Annotated in this window: 16 protein-coding genes; 11 read left to right on the forward strand and 5 right to left on the reverse strand. The window is 47.5% G+C overall.

Going from position 1 to position 18,685, the window contains the following annotated elements:
• The first annotated feature begins 119 nt into the window (after positions 1–119).
• Positions 120–1,070: a primosomal protein DnaI gene (gene dnaI / locus HW560_RS11220; protein ID WP_179263094.1), complete on the forward strand. Its 951-nt coding sequence runs from the start codon at positions 120–122 to the stop codon at positions 1,068–1,070.
• A gap of 115 nt (positions 1,071–1,185) precedes the next feature.
• On the opposite strand, the gene HW560_RS11225 is transcribed toward dnaI, so the two are convergent.
• Complete coding sequence (locus HW560_RS11225) at positions 1,186–1,341, reverse strand: YqzM family protein (protein ID WP_090810527.1); 156 nt, start codon at positions 1,339–1,341, stop codon at positions 1,186–1,188.
• A 263-nt stretch (positions 1,342–1,604) separates the two neighbouring features.
• Between HW560_RS11225 and trxA the strand changes: the two genes are divergently transcribed.
• Both trxA and uvrC read left to right on the forward strand, forming a co-directional pair.
• Positions 1,605–1,922: a thioredoxin gene (gene trxA / locus HW560_RS11230; RefSeq protein ID WP_036605788.1), complete on the forward strand. Its 318-nt coding sequence runs from the start codon at positions 1,605–1,607 to the stop codon at positions 1,920–1,922.
• A 420-nt stretch (positions 1,923–2,342) separates the two neighbouring features.
• On the forward strand, positions 2,343–4,433 hold the full coding sequence (gene uvrC, locus HW560_RS11235) for an excinuclease ABC subunit UvrC (RefSeq protein ID WP_179263096.1): 2,091 nt from the start codon (positions 2,343–2,345) through the stop codon (positions 4,431–4,433).
• Here uvrC and HW560_RS11240 read toward each other — a convergent pair.
• Positions 4,402–6,099, reverse strand: coding sequence for a CPBP family intramembrane glutamic endopeptidase (locus HW560_RS11240; protein WP_090904497.1), 1,698 nt, complete (start codon positions 6,097–6,099; stop codon positions 4,402–4,404). The two genes, uvrC and HW560_RS11240, sit on opposite strands and share 32 nt — an antisense overlap.
• A 474-nt stretch (positions 6,100–6,573) precedes the next feature.
• On the opposite strand from HW560_RS11240, the gene HW560_RS11245 reads away from it, so the two are divergent.
• Together HW560_RS11245 and HW560_RS11250 are read left to right on the forward strand one after the other, a co-directional pair.
• Positions 6,574–7,908 carry a TrkH family potassium uptake protein gene (locus HW560_RS11245; RefSeq protein WP_373564997.1) on the forward strand — a complete coding sequence of 445 codons (1,335 nt, stop codon included), beginning with the start codon at positions 6,574–6,576 and terminating at the stop codon, positions 7,906–7,908.
• A 17-nt stretch (positions 7,909–7,925) separates the two neighbouring features.
• Positions 7,926–8,597, forward strand: a complete 672-nt coding sequence (locus tag HW560_RS11250; protein ID WP_076290888.1) for a potassium channel family protein — start codon at positions 7,926–7,928, stop codon at positions 8,595–8,597.
• A 56-nt stretch (positions 8,598–8,653) separates the two neighbouring features.
• On the opposite strand, the gene HW560_RS11255 is transcribed toward HW560_RS11250, so the two are convergent.
• Entirely contained in the window at positions 8,654–9,577 is a 924-nt protein-coding gene (locus HW560_RS11255) for a LysR family transcriptional regulator (RefSeq protein ID WP_090904496.1), read from the reverse strand.
• 312 nt (positions 9,578–9,889) lie between these two features.
• Between HW560_RS11255 and HW560_RS11260 the strand changes: the two genes are divergently transcribed.
• The 6 genes from HW560_RS11260 (at position 9,890) to HW560_RS11285 (ending at position 16,247) form a co-directional block, all read left to right on the forward strand.
• Positions 9,890–10,558, forward strand: a complete 669-nt coding sequence (locus tag HW560_RS11260; RefSeq protein ID WP_076290972.1) for a succinate dehydrogenase cytochrome b558 subunit — start codon at positions 9,890–9,892, stop codon at positions 10,556–10,558.
• A gap of 43 nt (positions 10,559–10,601) precedes the next feature.
• The gene (gene sdhA, locus HW560_RS11265; protein ID WP_090904495.1) at positions 10,602–12,344 is read left to right on the forward strand and encodes a succinate dehydrogenase flavoprotein subunit; all 1,743 of its coding nucleotides are present in this window, start codon (positions 10,602–10,604) and stop codon (positions 12,342–12,344) included.
• A gap of 433 nt (positions 12,345–12,777) precedes the next feature.
• Complete coding sequence (gene sdhB, locus HW560_RS11270; RefSeq protein ID WP_053783217.1) at positions 12,778–13,542, forward strand: succinate dehydrogenase iron-sulfur subunit; 765 nt, start codon at positions 12,778–12,780, stop codon at positions 13,540–13,542.
• Between the two features lie 176 nt (positions 13,543–13,718).
• On the forward strand, positions 13,719–14,660 hold the full coding sequence (locus HW560_RS11275; protein ID WP_090904494.1) for a metallophosphoesterase: 942 nt from the start codon (positions 13,719–13,721) through the stop codon (positions 14,658–14,660).
• A 39-nt stretch (positions 14,661–14,699) separates the two neighbouring features.
• Positions 14,700–15,434, forward strand: a complete 735-nt coding sequence (locus HW560_RS11280; protein WP_090904493.1) for a metallophosphoesterase family protein — start codon at positions 14,700–14,702, stop codon at positions 15,432–15,434.
• A gap of 180 nt (positions 15,435–15,614) precedes the next feature.
• Entirely contained in the window at positions 15,615–16,247 is a 633-nt protein-coding gene (locus HW560_RS11285; RefSeq protein WP_179263098.1) for a GNAT family N-acetyltransferase, read from the forward strand.
• A gap of 388 nt (positions 16,248–16,635) precedes the next feature.
• Here the strand turns inward: HW560_RS11285 and HW560_RS11290 are convergent, their stop codons facing one another.
• Together HW560_RS11290 and HW560_RS11295 are read right to left on the reverse strand one after the other, a co-directional pair.
• Complete coding sequence (locus HW560_RS11290) at positions 16,636–17,445, reverse strand: histidinol-phosphatase (protein WP_179263100.1); 810 nt, start codon at positions 17,443–17,445, stop codon at positions 16,636–16,638.
• 32 nt (positions 17,446–17,477) lie between these two features.
• On the reverse strand, positions 17,478–18,380 hold the full coding sequence (locus HW560_RS11295) for a LysR family transcriptional regulator (RefSeq protein ID WP_053783212.1): 903 nt from the start codon (positions 18,378–18,380) through the stop codon (positions 17,478–17,480).
• Positions 18,381–18,685 lie beyond the last annotated feature (305 nt).

The raw sequence follows: 18,685 nt of genomic DNA on the forward strand, positions 1-18,685 counted from the left end.
AGTTTATATAGAATGAACAGTAGAATTACAAGCGATCGAAGGTTACCCTGCCATCATGATGGTCATCGTAAAATTCAATTGTTCATTCTATATTGAAACTATTAAGGGGGCTTGAAGCCATGGAATCCTTGGGAGGACTGCTTCAGCAGCTGAATCCTTCCTTTCGTGAACAGTCGCGGCGGATTGCGGCGGATTTGATGGAAGATCCGTACGTACGCGAATTCCGCACAGGTCATCCTGAACTGAAAGATGCACAGCTTATTACCGATCTGAGCAAGCTGTATCAGTATGCCAAAGATTCGAAGAACTGTGCGAACTGTCCGGGGCTCGACAACTGTCCTAACGATTTCCAGGGTCACTTTTGCAAACTGGAAGTAGAGCATTTTAACGGTAAACCCGAAATTATAGATAAAAAAGCACCTTGTTCCAAACATATCGCCCGGCAAAATGAGCATGTCATCAAGCAGAGAATCCGCAGTTTCTATGTGGACGAGCGTGCGCTCAATGCAGGATATAACGATGTGGAAATTATGGGCAAGGATCGGATGCGTGCTCCGGCGGTGAACCAGGTTCTGCGTTATATTAACGACACCAAGGAGAATGGATTATCTCCGCAAGGACTGTTTTTGGAAGGATCATTTGGAACGGGCAAGACGTTTCTGATGTGTTATCTGCTGCATGAACTCGCGGTTGTGGGCCACACAGGTGTTATTATCTACATGCCTGATTTTGTGGAGGATCTGAAATCCATGATTAGTGAAGGAAACAAGCTGAAGGAAACGACGGATATTCTGAAAAGCTGTGATCTGCTCATCTTTGATGATATTGGGGCAGAGAATCTGAACCCATGGGTTCGGGATCATGTGATGGGTTCCATTCTGAACTACCGTATGAATCGCAAACCTACATTTTACACGTCCAACTATAACTTGGATGGGCTGGAGAAACATCTTAGCTTCACCAGCAGGGATGGCGAGGAAATGAACAAAGGCCAGCGTTTGATGGACCGGATTCGTCCGTTTGTTGATGTCATCTCGGTTCGGGGTGAGAATCAACGGGGCAAACGTTAATTTCTATTTATGTTACCGATCTGATCTATTTTTTACTCCTATAGTCCAAAAAAAGCCTGGCTTTCGCATTGTAGCGAAAACCGGGCTTTTCTGGCCTGCGTGCAGCCTGAAGTTCCTATTCGGTGATAAATTTGAAAATAACCATTCCGAAAAAGATAACCGTCATCAGGCCGGCCATGCCAGCAACACCCGCGATCAGATCAAACAGATCGTTACGGGGTTCCTCGTTCACATGTTCACGCGGGTCGTTGATCCGCACATTTGCATCCATGGTATTGCCTCCTTATGGGGATAACAGCTTGCCCTTACAGGGAGCTGAAGCCCGGAGTAATTTTAGTATACTTGGAAAAGAAAGCGTTTGTAAAGATTTTGCAGCGAACCTGCAAGTTCTTCAATTGTGAAGATTTGATGTTGGGAAGATGAACATTGATCCGTTCATTTCACAACATTAGAGTAGCTGTGTTATACTGGAAGTGTCGTTCGCGACGTTACAGGTTAAAATAAACCGTAAGTATATATAAGGAGGACAATTTCATGGCTATTGTTAACGTATCCGATCAATCCTTCAACGCTGAAGTCGAAGGCGAAGGAACGGTTCTTGTTGATTTCTGGGCGCCTTGGTGTGGTCCTTGTAAAATGCTCGCTCCAATCCTGGAAGAGCTGTCCACCGAAGTTGGCGATGCAGTGAAAATTGCTAAAGTCAATGTGGACGAAAATCCGGAATCCGCTTCCCGCTTCGGCGTAATGAGCATTCCAACATTGATCTTCTTCAAAGATGGTCAACCGGTTGATAAAGTGGTTGGTCTGAATTCGAAAGATGCTCTCAAAGGAATTATCGAAAAACACCAATAATTGACCAAGATTTCACATACGCCTCCGGTTATGCGCCGGGGGCGTTTTGCGTCGAAACCTTTCATATAGGACAATATAAGATATAATTATTTTTACATGATAACGTAGGTGCAGATCCGATCTGTAGAACCGCAGTGCATGTATTTATCCCAAGACTTGTTTTCCCTTATATATTAATGGAACTAATTATTTACACAGTAACGGAGAAGACAGAAAAAACCTGGAAAAGCGAAGCGTTCGCCTAAAGCTTTCTGAAAGAAAGCTGCATCGGAAGCATTCGCTATCACCGGATTTTCCCTTTGCAAAAAGGAATCGAAAAAATCTGGGGATCACAGCGATCGGAAGATGGTAGTGCAATCGGAGTGGTAACAGTGTAACCTTTTATTTATACTTTTTTCGGGAAGGAGGACCCACCGAATTATGGATGAATTCATTACAAACGTACAGGAGCAGGAGAAGGCACTGGAGCAGATCCGCCACAAGCTGGCTTTGCTGCCTGACATGTCTGGCTGCTACCTGATGAAAAACAGTGAAGGTACCATTATCTATGTAGGTAAAGCGAAAGTGCTGAAGAATCGCGTAAGATCATATTTTATCGGCAGTCATAATGGGAAGACACAGCGCCTGGTGTCCGAAATCCGTGATTTCGAATATATCGTTACCGGCAGTAATATGGAAGCACTCATTCTGGAGTGTAACCTGATCAAGAAGCATATGCCGCGGTATAACGTGTTGCTCAAGGATGACAAGACATTCCCTTACCTTAAAATTACGAATGAAAAGCATCCCCGTCTCGAAGTGACCCGGCGGGTGCTCAAAGATAAAGCCAAATACTTCGGACCTTATCCGAATTCATATGCGGCACACCAAACGAAAAAGCTGCTTGACCGGATGTATCCGTTACGCAAATGCGGCGTGATGCCGAAGGAAGTTTGCCTGTATTATCATATGGGACAGTGCCTCGCTCCCTGCGTGCAAGAAGTGGGCAAGGAGCAGTATGATGAGATCTCCCAAGAGATCAGTTCATTTTTGAGTGGCGGGCATGAGGAGATCAAAAAGGATTTACAGCGTAAAATGCAGGAAGCGGCTGAGGATCTATATTTTGAACGTGCCAAGGAACTTCGGGATCAGGTCATTGCCATTGATGCGATGATGGAAAAACAGAAAATTACGATGGCGGATGCCAGAGACCGCGATGTGTTTGGTTTTGCCATTGATAAAGGCTGGATGTGTGTCCAGATTCTATATATGCGTCAGGGGAAAATGATCGAACGACACGTATCAACGTTCCCGTTTTACGGTGAGGCATACAGTGACTTTATGTCTTACGTGACCCAGTATTACAGTGATAATCCAGCGTTGCCACAGGAAATCTTACTGCCGGAAATGCCAAAAGATCTGGCAGCGGGTGACAGTGGTGCGGATGATATATCCGATGCTGATGGAGCGGTACCTGCGGCGGTGACAATCGAGTCAGAAGAGGCAACGGGATTGGCGCAAGATTCTGCGGTTGAGCTGCGTGTAGCCGAGTCCCGTGCATCTTATGGTGATATCCAACCCGAAGCAGCGACGGAAGAAGCTGCGATGGTTAACCAGGACGACGCTGTTGCTCAGGAAGATGTATCGGCTGATAAACAGCCTCCAGGCTTCGAAGATCCTTCTCAGGTCGCAGCAGCATTGCAGGAATGGCTGGAAATTAAAGTCCATATTCCGCAGCGTGGATTGAAACGCCAGATGATCACCATGGCCGTGGATAACGCACGTGTTGCACTGGAAGAGAAGTTCCGCCTGATTGAGCGGAATGAAGAACGGACATCAAAAGCTGCGGAAGGACTGGGACGCTTTATTGGACTGGATCAGCTTCACCGTATTGAAGCGTTTGATAACTCGAACATCCAGGGAACGAATCCGGTATCTGCCATGATTGTATTTACGGATGGTAAACCGGATAAGAAAGAATATCGGAAGTACAAGGTACGTTCGGTTGAAGGCCCGGATGATTATGAAACGATGCGTGAGGTCATCCGTCGTCGTTACGAACGGGTGTTGAAGGAAAACTTAACCCAGCCTGACCTGATCGTGGTCGATGGAGGTAAAGGTCAGATTTCGGCAGCCGTGGACATTCTGGAAAATGAATTGGGATTGTTTATTCCGGTATGTGGACTGGTGAAGGATGCGAAGCACAAGACCTCACAGTTGATGATCGGCAACCCGCCGGAAGTCATCTCCTTGCCGCGTGACAGTCAGGAGTTCTACCTGTTGCAGCGGATTCAGGAAGAGGTCCACCGTTTTGCGATTTCGTTCCATCGCGAGCAGCGTGGGAAATCGATGGTGACTTCCCGTCTGGATGCTATTCCGGGGATCGGAGAAAAGCGGCGCAAGCTGCTGCTGAAGCATTTTGGCTCTTTACGCAAAATAAAAGAGGCCAGCGTCGAAGACTTCCGGCCTCTATCTATTGGTGACAAGCTTGCGAATCAGATTATTGCAGCACTTCGTGATGAGGAGTCGTGACATACGGCTTCTCTTTTTGTTTTGGATTCATTTTGTAAATGACATAACCAACGATGGCCGGAAGCACAATCCAGAAGAGTCCGGCGGAAATGTTCAGAGCATCACCCATGAAGATCAGGCTTAGCCCCATCAACAGGCTGTCAAAGATAACATGGGCGAATACAACGGCGATGAAGCCGTGACGCAGCATGATCAGACTGAACAAGAGTCCGATGACCGTAAGCTCTATTGGACGTGTGATGACCGGATAGATCGGGTACAGGGTGTGTCCCAGAGCCCAGATCAATGTTGGGATGAGGCAGGCAATGAACGTATTGCGTACAACCTTCTGCATCATGCGAATTCCGAACAGACGATAGACTGCTTCCTCACCAATCCCGGCCATCCAGGCCATAATCGGGAAGATCCAGGCATAACTCATGTTATAAGTGGACTGGTCAGCCGATGTTGTTGACCAGCTTCCAATACTGCGCTCCAAAATAAAGAACAGTACGGATTGCACACCCAGCAGAATCAACGCCCATAAGTAACCTGTATACATACTGTGCAGCACATATTTGCCGTATCCGGGTTCTTTGGCCCGAGGCCAAGGATTCAGACCAATTTTGCGCCACATGCCGTCACCGGCAACGAGTGACAGATAGATGGTTGCACTCATGACCAGCGTTATCCCAGCCTGCATTACCATCAGGAAGGTCAGCATAAAGTTAGACAGCCCTTGCGCCTGAAAGAGTGGAATCATGTTCAGTGTGCCAATCACAGAAGCCGCAAAGTATATCAGAGACAGAACGATTCCGCGTTTGAACGAGGTATGTGCTCTGGTCAGAATACTGTAGATGATCGCGAGCACGCCAAGCACAAAGGTAAGAAAAGCATAACCACCGTAAGTCATCCAGTTGGCTTGCCGAGTCTGATTTTCTACATAGTCGGTATGGGAGGTAGGGACTGAGAATACCGATTCGAAGGAGCGAACGGCTCCGTTTTCAAATGTAAAGTTCAGTTCCAGCTTGGAATCCCCAATTTGCTTTTCATTATCCGTGTATTTCAGCCCCGCTTCTTCTTCACGGGTGTCCAGCTGAAGTTTTGGCACATTATACCCGAATTCGCCAAGGACGCCAGCGGCAAGCTGCTCTTTTTCATTTAAGGAAAGGTTATCTTCAGCTAAACGTTGGGCAGCATTCACTTTGCTTTTGTCCTGCTCAGCCTCAATGGATGCATACAGGGAAGAAGGGAGTTCGCGCTTGAAACCGACAACTTTTCCTGTTCTCATATGTACGTCAACATTCAAATAACCGCCTTTGTCCTGATCAGGCAAACGAACGCGGTACACATCGTAAGGATAGGTTGTTTCCCATTTCTTGTTATAGGTTTCTAACTGTTTGGTTTTCGCCATATACCCATAAATATCGGAATGGGTTTGGTACGTCACAAGCTCGTTTCCGGTATTCGTCGGAAGGGTATAGTCAGGTAGAGAAGCTGCAAAAGATCGTGCCGACTCCGCTGCTTTCTCCTTGCTTATGAAGGAAGTAGACTGGATATCAGTCGTTTGCGATGAGGTGGCAGGGAAGATTTGAAAAACGAAAAACAGAATCAGGCCAATCGCCGCAAGCAACCCTAAACGCTTGAAGTTAGCTTTGAGTACCAAAGGCTGCCCTAAGGGATTCATTTAATGTTGTTCCTCCTTTATTAATATGGATATTAAAGTAAAGATAGCACAGCCCAAGCTCCGAATGCCAATGGCGAAACGAGAAGCGGTGCAAATGCATGAAAACGAATGAAAATGACCGAAACAATCCGATCTATCCGTCGCCATATCTGAGTTTTTCCCTTTTTGACGGAATTCGATGCTATTTACACAAAAATCGTTTTGTATACAAACGTCACAGCGCTTATAATTTTGAATCAAATGTCCCATATTCCGCATGTCTTTAGGCGAACAAGGGAACGAATAGAATGTATCAAAGGTATTCCAACCTAATGTATATGTATTACAGCGAAAATCATACATGTTTACGCTCCGAAATGGGCTTTCCAAGTGCTTGGCTATTCCGTCAAGTGATATGGAAAAGCGCTTCGGAGAAAGGCTCCACATCGTGGAGTCATTTTCTTTTTGGCAGAGGTGGATGATACTCAAGTGAAAATGAATGTTCAATGGATGCGTCTATCACCACCCCGAATTCTGGTCCTGGGGTTCGCGGGTATTATATTGCTCGGGACACTTCTGTTGATGCTCCCGGCATCCAGTCGAAGCGGAGTCAGCCTTCCTTTTATTGATGCACTCTTTACTGCGACTTCCGCAGTCTGTGTAACGGGGCTGGTTGTAGTGGATACAGGTACTCATTTTTCGACGTTGGGTCAGATCGTAATTGCAATCCTGATTCAAATTGGCGGGCTTGGCTTTATGACGATGTCGACACTGGTGGCGATTGCATTTAAACGCCGGATCTCTCTGCGTGAGCGGTTGATTTTGCAGGAAGCGATGAACCAGAGTACGATGGAGGGGATCGTCCGCCTAATTCGCAAGGTTGTGATGTACTCGCTCATACTCGAAGGCATATGTGGCACGTTGTTCGCCATTCGCTGGTCGTTCGATATGCCAATGGGGCAGGCCATCTATTATGGATATTGGCATGCGATCTCCATGTTCAACAATGCCGGGTTTGACATGTTCGGAGAATTCCGCAGCTTTACGGGGTATGTGTATGATCCGCTCGTGAATTTTACAGCCATGTTCCTGATTATTTCAGGCGGTATCGGTTTTGTTGTGCTGTCCGATCTGGTGGAGTATCGGAGGACGAAGAAGCTGTCGCTGCATTCCAAAGTGGTGCTGTTGACAACCGGTTTGTTGATCGTATTTGGAGCACTGGTGATCTTTGTGTTTGAATTCAGCAATCCCCGGACATTGGGTGGTCTGAACTGGGGGGGCAAAATTCTCGGTTCGTTCTTCCAGTCGGTAACCCCGCGAACAGCAGGGGCGAATACGGTAGACATTGCTGGCCTGAGGCAGGCAACGCAATTTTTCATTATTATATTGATGTTTATTGGTGCTTCCCCCGGTTCTACCGGAGGCGGCATTAAAACAACCACGTTCATGATTATGGCCGGAGCAGTTATTGCCATGATGCGGGGACGGGAAGATATCGTCTTTTTCAGATATCGGCTTCTACAGGAACGCATTTTCAAAGCACTGACGATTACGCTGCTTGCTCTGTTGCTCATTATTGCCGTTACGATGGTGCTTAGTACGACGGAAGACAGCAGTTTTTTGATGATATTATTTGAGACGACATCCGCCTTCGGTACTGTAGGTTTATCTATGGGGCTTACACTGAAGCTGACCACGATCGGCAAACTTTTGATCTGTTTCACCATGTTTGCAGGGCGTCTTGGACCGATTACGCTCGCGTATGCACTCGGACAGAAAAAGGGTAAAGAATTGTACAGGTATCCGGAAGGCAAAATGATTATTGGATAAGGGGTTCGTGAAGAACAATGAAAACACAGCAGTTTGCGGTAATTGGGCTTGGGCGCTTTGGCTCCAGTCTGGCACAGGAATTAATGGAGCTTGGGTATGAAGTGCTGGGGATCGATAAAAATGAAGAAGTCGTCGAAGACATGAGCGAATTGGTCACCCATGCCGTCGTCGCGGATTCCACTGATGAGGAAGTGCTGCGCTCCCTCGGCATCCGTAATTTTGACTGCTGTATCGTTGCCATCGGGGCTGATATCCAGACCAGCATTCTCACTGCTATTTTACTGAAGGAACTCGGTGTAAAGACAGTTGTGGCCAAAGCCATTTCCGTTCTTCACGGACGGGCACTGGACAAGCTGGGAATCGATCGTGTGGTTTATCCTGAGCGTGATATGGGAATCCGGGTTGCCCATCAGCTTGTTACCCCGAATCTGCTGGATTATATCGAATTGTCCGATGATTACAGTATTGTGGAGATGAAGGTTCCAGCCTGTCTGCATAATAAAACGCTATCCACTCTGAATGCACGGGTACGCTTTGGCTGCAGCATTGTAGCCTTGCAAAAGGAAGCCGGAGTCATTATTGCCCCGACTGCACTGGACTCGCTTCAGATGGGTGATATCATGGTAATTATCGGCATGAATGATGACATTGACCGTTTTGAGGAAGAAGTGATCAGCCAGGAGAGCTAGATCTGAATCTATGAATTGGAATGCTGAGCATTGAACTCGGCTGATTGATATGAATGCTAAGGCGTCGTTGTCCTCCGTGAGGGCAGCGGCGCCTTTGCTGTAAAGAGGGCAGCCGTTTCCCTGACCCACTGTCTGGAGGTCTGGCTGAGGTTTTCCTTTTCCCCATAGATCATGCAGGTTGTGCGCCGTGTCTGTTGCAGCTGCGGCAGATATACCGAGACGAGGTCATTGTCCGCAAGCAATTGAGGGCGGAGGTACGACTTGGGCAACAGGGCTGCTGCTTTGCAGGTAGGCAGAAGACGGACAATCGCTTCAAAGGAGTCAATCTCCATGCGAATATCCGGCATTACGGCGCAGCGCTGGAACAGGTCGTCGGTTAATTTGCGATACCAGGTTCCTTTGGAGAACGTAATCATCGGCAGATCTTGCAAATGCTCCATTCCGGCTTCTTTACCCGATAGGGGATGCGTTAAAGGCACAACCAGCTCCAGATGATCATCAAAGAGCGGCACACAGTTCAGCCCGGCTTCACTAATAGAAGAGGCAACGATGCCTACATCAGCTTTTTTATCCCGCACAAAAGAGACAATTTCATGCGTTTTCCCCGTCACCAGTTTGATTTCCGCATTCGGATGTTTCTCCATAAAGGCATTTACCAGCGGCGGCAACGTGGTTTGAAGCGTTGTCAGACTGGCTCCAAGTGTAATGGAGCTTTGTTCTTCGTCCTTGTACTGGGCCAGCATGGTCAGAAATTTTTGTTGCTGCTGTTTCTGCTCTACCGCGAAAGTGTAGGCGAACTGGCCTACGCTGGTTAATTCGAGTCGTTTACCACGGCGATGAAAGAGCGCTACGCCGAGCTCATCCTCCAATTTGGAGATTTTGCGAGACAGCGCGGGCTGTGACAGATTCAGCAATTTCGATGCACGGTTCAGACTGGACTGCTCTACAACCGCCGCAAAAGCGTTTAATTCCTCGAACATGAGCACTAACCTCTTTTCTAATGAACGTATGAATGTACTTTGCGTGAGGCATCTCCTTGTCAAATATTTCTTCATGTTGTATGGCCTGCACGACCGATGTTTATAACTTATACCTATAGGTTATAACATTTAATAATTATATTGCAATTCCCTTATAAGAAAAAAAGGAGTAACATGAATCGTGACACAAGTTGTTCACACCTGAAGAAAACGGAACAATTTGTCGAACCTTTCCTTGGGAAAGGTTTGTGTCATGATAAGCGAATTTTATTTATGAAAACGTTGTATTTAGCGAAAGGGGATCGACATTTTATGAAAGGGTTTTACTCCAGAAAGCTGCACTCCTTGCTTGGCGTCATTCCGCTCAGTCTGTTTTTCATTGAGCATATGGTGACGAACTTCTCGGCAGTTGAAGGCGGCAAAGAAGGCTTTAACGATGCAGTTGCATTTCTGAATGGCCTGCCGCTCGTAATTGTACTTGAAACGCTTCTCATCTGGTTGCCGCTGTTCTATCACGGTGTATATGGTTTGTACATTGCCTATCAGGCCAAGCCTAACGTGGGACGTTTTGGCAATGAGCGCAACTGGCGCTATACGTTGCAGCGCGTCAGCGGTGTCATTACGTTTGTGTTCGTCATCTGGCATATTTGGGAGACTCGTTTCCAGGTTGCGCTGGGGAATGTCACACACGAAGAGCTTGGCGGTGTCATACACGGCATCGTGATGAACCCGGTAACGTTTATTTTGTATCTGATCAGTGTGGTTGCGGCATCCTATCACTTTGCCAACGGTTTGTGGTCGTTTCTGGTTAGCTGGGGAATTACCGTCGGTCCGCGTGCGCAGCGTGTATCTTCCTACATTTGCATGAGCTTGTTTGCTATTGTAGCTCTCATGTTTATTGCATCGCTGCTTGCTTTCCGGAGCATGGATTTCCAGGTAGCCACTTCGATGATTGACGCAGTTAAAACAGTTCTGATTTAAGCATTTGGACTTTAAATGCTGACTTATAAGGGAGTGAACAGCAATGGCATCATCTAATGTAATTATTGTGGGCGGAGGTCTCGCGGGATTGATGGCGGCGATCAAATCGGCTGAAGCCGGAGTCCATGTTCATTTATTTTCACTGGTTCCCGTTAAAAGATCCCACTCCGTATGTGCCCAGGGCGGTATCAACGGTGCTGTAAATACCAAGGGTGAGGGCGACTCCCCATGGGTACACTTTGACGATACCGTATATGGCGGTGACTTTTTGGCGAATCAGCCTCCAGTCAAAGCGATGTGTGAAGCGGCACCAGGCATCATTCACTTGATGGACCGGATGGGCGTAATGTTTAACCGGACACCGGAAGGTTTGCTTGATTTCCGTCGTTTCGGCGGAACGAAGCATCACCGTACAGCGTTTGCCGGTGCAACGACAGGACAACAATTGCTCTACGCGTTGGATGAGCAGGTGCGTCGCTGGGAAGCGGCCGGTCTCGTGACCAAGTATGAGAACTGGGAGTTCCTGCAGGCAGTTATTGATGACGAAGGCATCTGCCGCGGGATTGTAGCACAGGATCTGAAAACGATGAAGGTACAAACGTTCCCGGCAGAAGCAGTTATTCTGGCGAGCGGCGGCCCTGGCATTATTTTCGGTAAAACAACCAACTCGGTTATCAATACAGGTACTGCCGCAAGTGCGGTGTATCAGCAAGGTGTAAATTACGCGAACGGTGAGTTCATTCAGATTCACCCGACAGCCATTCCAGGCGATGACAAGCTGCGTCTGATGTCCGAATCGGCTCGTGGTGAAGGTGGACGGATCTGGACGTACAAAGACGGTAAACCTTGGTACTTCCTCGAAGAGAAGTATCCGTCATACGGTAACCTTGTTCCGCGTGATATCGCGACGCGCGAAATTTTCAGCGTCTGCGTGGATATGGGCCTCGGCGTGAACGGCGAGAACATGGTCTACCTTGACCTGTCACACAAAGATCCGAAGGAGCTGGATGTGAAGCTCGGCGGAATCATTGAGATCTATGAGAAGTTCATGGGTGATGACCCACGCAAAATCCCGATGAAAATCTTCCCGGCAGTGCATTATTCCATGGGCGGCATGTGGGTAGATTATAACCAAATGACCAACATTCCAGGACTGTTCGCAGCTGGTGAATGTGAATACCAATATCATGGTGCGAACCGTCTCGGTGCGAATTCCCTGGTATCGGCAATCTACGGTGGTATGGTGGCTGGACCGAAAGCGGTTGAATATATTAAAGGACTCAAAAAATCGTCCGCAGATATCAGTTCTTCTGTATTCGATGGTTATGCCAAGCGCCAAACTGATAAATACGAAGGCATCCTGAACATGCAGGGCAATGAAAATGCTTATGTCATTCACAAAGAGCTTGGCGAGTGGATGACGGCGAACATGACGGTGGTACGCTACAACGATAAGCTGGAAGCGACTATCGGCAAAATCAAGGAATTGAAAGAGCGCTACGGCAAAATCAACATGTACGACACTTCTGGTTGGAACAACCCGGGTGCAGCATTTACCCGCCAGCTGTGGAATATGCTTGAACTGGCAGAAGCGATGACGTTGGGCGCACTGCTGCGTAACGAAAGCCGTGGAGCGCACTACAAACCGGATTTCACCGAACGGAATGACGAGGAATTCCTGAAAACAACGATCGCAAGTTGGTCGAAGGAAGGTCCAAAAATTTCGTACGAGCCTGTAGACGTTTCCCTGATCCCACCACGGATCCGGGACTACTCGAAGGATTAAGTAAAGCGAAATTTCGGTCTATTAATAAAGTTAATGACTTAGCAACTTAACGGAAAAGAAGTAGACACATAGAGGCAAAGCGTACGCGGAGCTTCTCAATGTTACTACTAACCAGAATGAATTATGGCTATTTTCAGTAAAGCGCCTTGCGATGCTTTAGAAACTAAATACTGCATCCAGTATGAATGGAGTGCAGTTTCCAGCAAAGTGACCCTGCTTGCACGACGTAGCGGAGGAAGCGGAAATGCCCAGAAGAAGCGAAGCGCTCGCCTTTATCACCGGATTTTAACCCTGGGAAGGGTTGATCAAAAAAATCCGGGGATAACAGCGATCAGAAGGGCATTCCGCTGCCGGAGCGCCACCCGTGCACCAAAAGAGTAACTTTGCGCATCAGCAACACCAATCATCGTCACTCAAAGGAGGGGACAACGATATGACGGACACAGCTACAGCAAAAAAAACCGTCAAGTTTATCATCACCCGTCAGGACAGCCCGGAGTCATCTTCGTACAACGAAGAGTTTGAGCTTCCGTACCGTCCCGGCATGAACGTTATTAGCGCCCTGATGGAGATCCAGCGGAACCCGGTTAATACAGAAGGCAAGTCCATTGCCCCTGTCTGCTGGGAATCGAACTGTCTCGAAGAAGTCTGTGGAGCATGCTCCATGGTCATCAACGGCAAACCGCGTCAAGCGTGTGCTGCCCTGATCGACAAGCTCGAACAGCCGGTTCGCATTGAACCGATGAAAACCTTCCCGGTGGTTCGTGACCTCGTCATCGACCGTACCCGGATGTTTAACGCCCTGAAACGGGTTAAAGCGTGGATTCCGATTGACGGTACCTATGACCTCGGTCCAGGTCCGCGGATGCCTGAGAAGAAACGTCAGTGGGCTTATGAGCTGTCCAAATGTATGACATGTGGTGTATGCCTCGAGGCTTGCCCGAACGTCAATGAAAAGACAGACTTTATCGGTCCGGCTGCTCTTTCTCAAGTACGTCTGTTCAATGCTCACCCAACAGGGGAGATGAACGCTGAAGACCGCTTGGAAGCACTTATGGAAGACGGAGGTATTGAGGGCTGTGGTAACTCGCAGAACTGCGTACGCTCTTGTCCAAAAGGGATTCCATTGACAACTTCCATTGCCGAAATGAACAAACAAACGACCAAACATATGTTTAAACGCTGGTTGGGCGTGTAATCTATTCATATCCATTGCAGAACATCGAATCTGCACCATTACAAGAAGTCGTGATCCTGGGCGCATGAAGCCTAAGATTACGGCTTCTTTTTCTGTACTCGCAAAGGATCCGGGCTAGTCACATAGAATATGGTATACTAAGGGGATGGATTTGGGCGGAAGAAGGAGGGGGACGCATGGGAGAAACACCGCGTGAGGGCAGCAAGATCTCGCCGCCCCAGCGCTCACAGTATGGATCTGATTCGGAGAACCCCATTTTTCCCGGGGAGGAAAAGGATCATGATCCCTCCCGGCGAAGTTTTTTGCTGCGCATGATCTTCATGACGGCGAGTGCCAGTTTGCTCACAGGAGGATACGCCTGGTTATGGGAGCCTCGTCATCTGGAGATCAAGCATGTTGAATTGAAATTGCCCAAGTTTCCAAAAGCATTCGAGGGACTGCGTGTAATTCAGTTCAGTGATGCACATCTAGGATTCCATACGGGGCTGAAACAAATGGAGAAGCTGGCTGAAACGATACGGGAGCAGCAGCCTGATCTGATTTGTTTTACCGGAGATATGGTTGAACGGGAAGCAGAACCGATGCGTGAATGTATTCCTGCACTGGCTTCAATGCAAGCGAAGTATGGCAAATATGCCGTATTGGGGAACCATGATTACCGAGGCCATCAGCAGCATGAAGTGGAGCTGATGTTTAAAGAGGCCGGGTTCACGCTTCTTCGAAACAGCCATGTTCTGATTGAGCGAGGGGATTCACGTATTGCGATAGCAGGTTTGGATGACGCGCTTACGGGCAGACCTGATCCTGTTGCAGCCATGAAGGGATTGAGTAGAGAGGTCTGGAAACTGCTGCTTATGCATGAGCCCGATTATGCAGACATTGCAGCACCTTATGGTTTCGGACTACAGCTCTCTGGACACAGTCATGGCGGGCAGGTGCGTTTTCCCTGGATTGGGGCACTGACTACACCAAGAGGTTCACTAAAGTATATTCAAGGGTTATATTACGCAGGGGATAAGCATATGCCTGTCTATGTGAACCGTGGCTTTGGCATGACCCAACTGCCGATTCGCTTTTTGTGCAGGCCGGAATTGACTGTTTTTGAACTAAAGGGTTAACAACATAAAGAATATAGAGCATAAAGGGAGGTTAGCCAGATGGAACGAATTGCGATTGTATCCGATATTCATGGCAACATGACTGCTTGGGAAGCGGTATTAAAAGATATTCGAAGTCGCGGATTGAAGCGAATCTTTTGTCTTGGCGACCTCGTTGGCAAGGGGCCTGATCCGGTACAGGTTGTAGATCTGGTGAGAGAGACATGTGAGCACGTCATCCGTGGCAACTGGGATGAGTTGGTTGCGGTTAATCAGGACAACGAGAATTTTACTTGGCAAGCGAAGCGGCTGGGTAAGGAGCGATTGGCATATCTGGAGAGCTTGCCTTTTAGCCACCAATTAGAGCTGAGTGGTCGTACGATCCGCTTGGTGCATGCCTCTCCTCAAAGTGTATATCACCGTGTACAGCCGTGGGATGAGATCGAGAAAAGGTTAGCGATGTTCGAGCCTCCGGCAGATGAGCCTGAGTTCGGTGTGGCGGATGTCGTGGGATATGGCGATGTGCATAACGCATACTTGCAGTTTATGAATGGGAAAATGCTGTTCAATGCAGGCAGTGTGGGTAACCCGCTTGATTTTACCCAGGCTTCTTATTGTATCCTTGAAGGAGAGGACAGCAATGATCGGAATACCCCGTTCAATCTTCAATTTGTAAGGGTTCCTTATGATATTGAGCAGGAAGTAAAGGCTGCTCAGCAGGCTCAGGTGCCTTCGCTTGATTTCTATATCCGAGAGCTTCGTACAGGCGTTTATCGCGGGCTGCAAACGGATTAGTTAGGTCAGGAATAAACCGCTGTAATGAATTGGCATACTAATGTTCGGGCTACTGAGCGTAGTATTGTAGAGCATAGTGATGTTTCATCGTTTATCCATGTATTTTATTTGCGCCGGATCTACCTCAGAGCATGCTTGTCTTACCGGACTAGAACCCGTTAGGCAAAAGGAGCGATTGTCATGCTGACCCGAAAAATGCTGGGCCAAGGATTGCCTGCTTTATGGACAGAGCGCCTTGTTCTTCGATCATTACGTCAGAGTGATTACAGCACATTGTCGGAGCTGTTTTCCGACCCGCAGGTGATCCGTTATGTAAACAGGGGGAGTCAGCCCACACCAATCCGGGCTCGGCGATTATTGAATCAGATTCGCAGCAGCAGTGCCAAGCTGGATTCACTGCATTACGGCATCTGCTGGAAAGGCAGCGAACAGATCATCGGCATCACTTCATTTCAGCATTGGAACGAACAGAACGGTACCGCACAGATCGGATATATTCTGAACAGGTCCACCTGGGGTAAGGGAGTCGCGACTGAGGCAGTACAGCGTTTGCTGGAATTCGGTTTTGCCGAGCTTAATTTGTGCAAAGTGGAAGCCCGCTGTTACGAGGCAAATGTATCATCCGAACGGGTTCTTTGCAAAAGCGGTATGATTTATGAACGGACCCTGCCCTCGTTTGTTTTGAATCATGAGGATGGTGAGACGCCGGATACTCTGCTGGATGTTAAGGTGTACAGTTTGTATCGTGAACAGCATGTTCGTTCTCATTGGGAGAATCGCCTGCAAACGTTGGTATCCGACAAGCACGAGTAACATAGAATAGAGCATATTGCATCAATCCAAAGAGCGCCTTTCAATCAGAAAAATATAGATCGAAATGTTTCTATTGCCGAATAAAATGAAACAGCAGAGGTTTGAAACGAACTTCAATCATTTGTTACACAATTGAAATATAGCTGCAATTGAACTCTAACAGACAGCGGGTAAACTTATCTCATGACCCCCTTTTTGATAATAGATTATGCTGTTGGGACCCGCGCTTAGCGGGTTCATTTTTTTTGTCTATATAAGTTTAACTATGGAATTTCTACACCAACACTCCGATGACAGAACTTATATAACATCTTTTTTTTATATTAGGATACAAAGAAAACCCCCCACAGCGTTTTTACGCCGTGAGGGCTATTTTGGTGCTCTATGTTTAAAACGGTACAACTTGCATTTGTTTCTGCTTGAAGTATACCCATTCAGTGAATCCAATCTCTTGCAGACGTGTACGAACGTCATCCAGTTCATCGGCAACACGCTGCGGTTTGTGGGCATCTGATCCGAAGGTCACCTTCACTCCGTAATGATGCGCACGCTCCAGAATGGCATCGGACGGGTACCAGCCACCACTAAGCTTGGTTTTACCCGACGTATTAATTTCAATAGCCACGTTCGATTCTGCAATGACCTGCAGCGTTTCATCAATGGCTTGATCTGCGATAATGTCCGAGAAAGGTGGGTAATTTCCTTTCATGGCATCAATATGTCCGAGAATCTGGAACATGCCGCTTCGGGCTGATTGCCGAATCAATGCATAGTAACGCTCTTTCACTTCAACCTTACGTGCAGCACTTAATCCGTTCCAGCGGGTTTTGTTGAATATGCTGACATCTTCCGTATGATGAACTGAACCAATAATATAATCAAAAGGATATTGCCCCAGTGTATTGCGATACAATTCGGCATGCACAGGGAAATAGTCGGATTCAATGCCAAGAAGCACATCAATTTTGCCTGCGTATTCTTCCTTCAGAGCCAGTACTTCTTCCACGTAATGACGCAATTCCGACTTGCCCATCGCGATCCGGGGAAATGCCTGCTCCTCGTCACTGCCGAAGTAAGGTGTATGATCCGAGATACCGATGACCTGAAGTCCAGACTGAATACCTGCCTCGATATAGTCGCGAATATTGCCGTCTGCATGACCACAACGAAAATGATGGGTGTGAAGATCAAATTTCATATGGAAATCCTTCCTTTCTCATGGCTCATTTATCATTCTGAACTGATGAACTGGGTCTCCGGCATGCCTTTGAGATCGCTCAGGAATTGCTGCATGGCCGAATTCACATAACGACTTGATTTGTAGATGACTCCGACAGGGTGACTGACCTCCAGTTCACTGAGTGGAATCATGCGCAGTGTGCCTTGCCGCAACTCATGGGCAACGGATTGTTTGGATATAACGGCTGCCCCGAGATTGATCTCAACCATCCGTTTCACTTCCTCGCTGCTTGACAACTCCATAACGATATTGGGCTCAATATTATGTTTTTTGAAAATGCCTTCCGTAAAGCGGCGCCCCACCGTATCCGGAGATAGCAAAATCAGAGGTGTGCTGCGCAGAACATCCACCGCGGCATGCTTTTGCTTCGCCAGTGGATGGAAAGGAGATACCACAAGCTCGAAAGTGTCATAATACAACACGGACGTATTCAGGTTAGGATTACGCTCCGTAAGATAACCGATACCGATATCGACCATACCATTCTCGACCTGGGTATAGATCTGTGAAGAAGGCAGGGATTGGATACTGGTCTTGATGAGTGGAAATTGATCCTGAAAGTAGGATAAGACCCGTGGCAAAATCTGAATGGCAATAGATGTGGTTGTACCGAGTCTGATATGTCCCTGAGGGGTCTCATCGAGATCCATCAGCTTCTGTTTCAGCTCTCCCACGATGTCCAGCATTCGTTCGGCATGTTGAAGAAATACCTGTCCGCGATCGGTGAGGGTGACCGGTTGGTTCCGATCGACAAGAACGGTGCTGAATTCATCCTCCAGGCTCTTGATCTGGGCCGAGACGGCGGGCTGGGTCAAATTTAGGAGTTCTCCGGCTTTGCGGAAACTCATCGTTTTCGAGATGGTAATCAGCGTCTCCAGTTGACTGATATTCATGTATGGCCTCCTTGCACGCAAAATGTCTTCTGTCTATCCATAGGTGGAATCCCGTAACTGGTCATTATTCCGTTCCTTAAATTATAGGTGATTCAGGACAGCAGGGCAATGAAGGGAACATCATGGATTTGGGGAGGTCCATTAGAACGAGAAATTAATTTTATTTCAAGAAATTAAATTTTTAACATTTTAAGAAACAGTAAAAAAGTCCTAAATGCCTTTTGCCATGCCTCTTCATGGCAATGGTTCTTGCAACAGATGCGAAAAGCCTCGATTTTTCGCTAGAATCAGCTATAAACATTTGC

Origin of the sequence: Paenibacillus sp. E222, assembly GCF_013401555.1 — a bacterium.
In the GTDB taxonomy this organism is placed as follows: domain Bacteria; phylum Bacillota; class Bacilli; order Paenibacillales; family Paenibacillaceae; genus Paenibacillus.

What these genes read in the sequence shown, in the direction of transcription:
- HW560_RS11280 (WP_090904493.1), top strand. Translation starts at nt 14,700, where the DNA reads ATGGAACGAATTGCGATTGTATCCGATATTCATGGCAACATGACTGCT.
- trxA (WP_036605788.1), top strand. Translation starts at nt 1,605, where the DNA reads ATGGCTATTGTTAACGTATCCGATCAATCCTTCAACGCTGAAGTCGAA.
- HW560_RS11295 (WP_053783212.1), bottom strand. Translation starts at nt 18,380, where the DNA reads ATGAATATCAGTCAACTGGAGACGCTGATTACCATCTCGAAAACGATG.
- HW560_RS11275 (WP_090904494.1), top strand. Translation starts at nt 13,719, where the DNA reads ATGGGAGAAACACCGCGTGAGGGCAGCAAGATCTCGCCGCCCCAGCGC.
- uvrC (WP_179263096.1), top strand. Translation starts at nt 2,343, where the DNA reads ATGGATGAATTCATTACAAACGTACAGGAGCAGGAGAAGGCACTGGAG.
- dnaI (WP_179263094.1), top strand. Translation starts at nt 120, where the DNA reads ATGGAATCCTTGGGAGGACTGCTTCAGCAGCTGAATCCTTCCTTTCGT.
- HW560_RS11285 (WP_179263098.1), top strand. Translation starts at nt 15,615, where the DNA reads ATGCTGACCCGAAAAATGCTGGGCCAAGGATTGCCTGCTTTATGGACA.
- HW560_RS11290 (WP_179263100.1), bottom strand. Translation starts at nt 17,445, where the DNA reads ATGAAATTTGATCTTCACACCCATCATTTTCGTTGTGGTCATGCAGAC.
- HW560_RS11260 (WP_076290972.1), top strand. Translation starts at nt 9,890, where the DNA reads ATGAAAGGGTTTTACTCCAGAAAGCTGCACTCCTTGCTTGGCGTCATT.
- sdhA (WP_090904495.1), top strand. Translation starts at nt 10,602, where the DNA reads ATGGCATCATCTAATGTAATTATTGTGGGCGGAGGTCTCGCGGGATTG.
- HW560_RS11255 (WP_090904496.1), bottom strand. Translation starts at nt 9,577, where the DNA reads ATGTTCGAGGAATTAAACGCTTTTGCGGCGGTTGTAGAGCAGTCCAGT.
- HW560_RS11225 (WP_090810527.1), bottom strand. Translation starts at nt 1,341, where the DNA reads ATGGATGCAAATGTGCGGATCAACGACCCGCGTGAACATGTGAACGAG.
- HW560_RS11250 (WP_076290888.1), top strand. Translation starts at nt 7,926, where the DNA reads ATGAAAACACAGCAGTTTGCGGTAATTGGGCTTGGGCGCTTTGGCTCC.
- sdhB (WP_053783217.1), top strand. Translation starts at nt 12,778, where the DNA reads ATGACGGACACAGCTACAGCAAAAAAAACCGTCAAGTTTATCATCACC.
- HW560_RS11245 (WP_373564997.1), top strand. Translation starts at nt 6,574, where the DNA reads ATGAATGTTCAATGGATGCGTCTATCACCACCCCGAATTCTGGTCCTG.
- HW560_RS11240 (WP_090904497.1), bottom strand. Translation starts at nt 6,099, where the DNA reads ATGAATCCCTTAGGGCAGCCTTTGGTACTCAAAGCTAACTTCAAGCGT.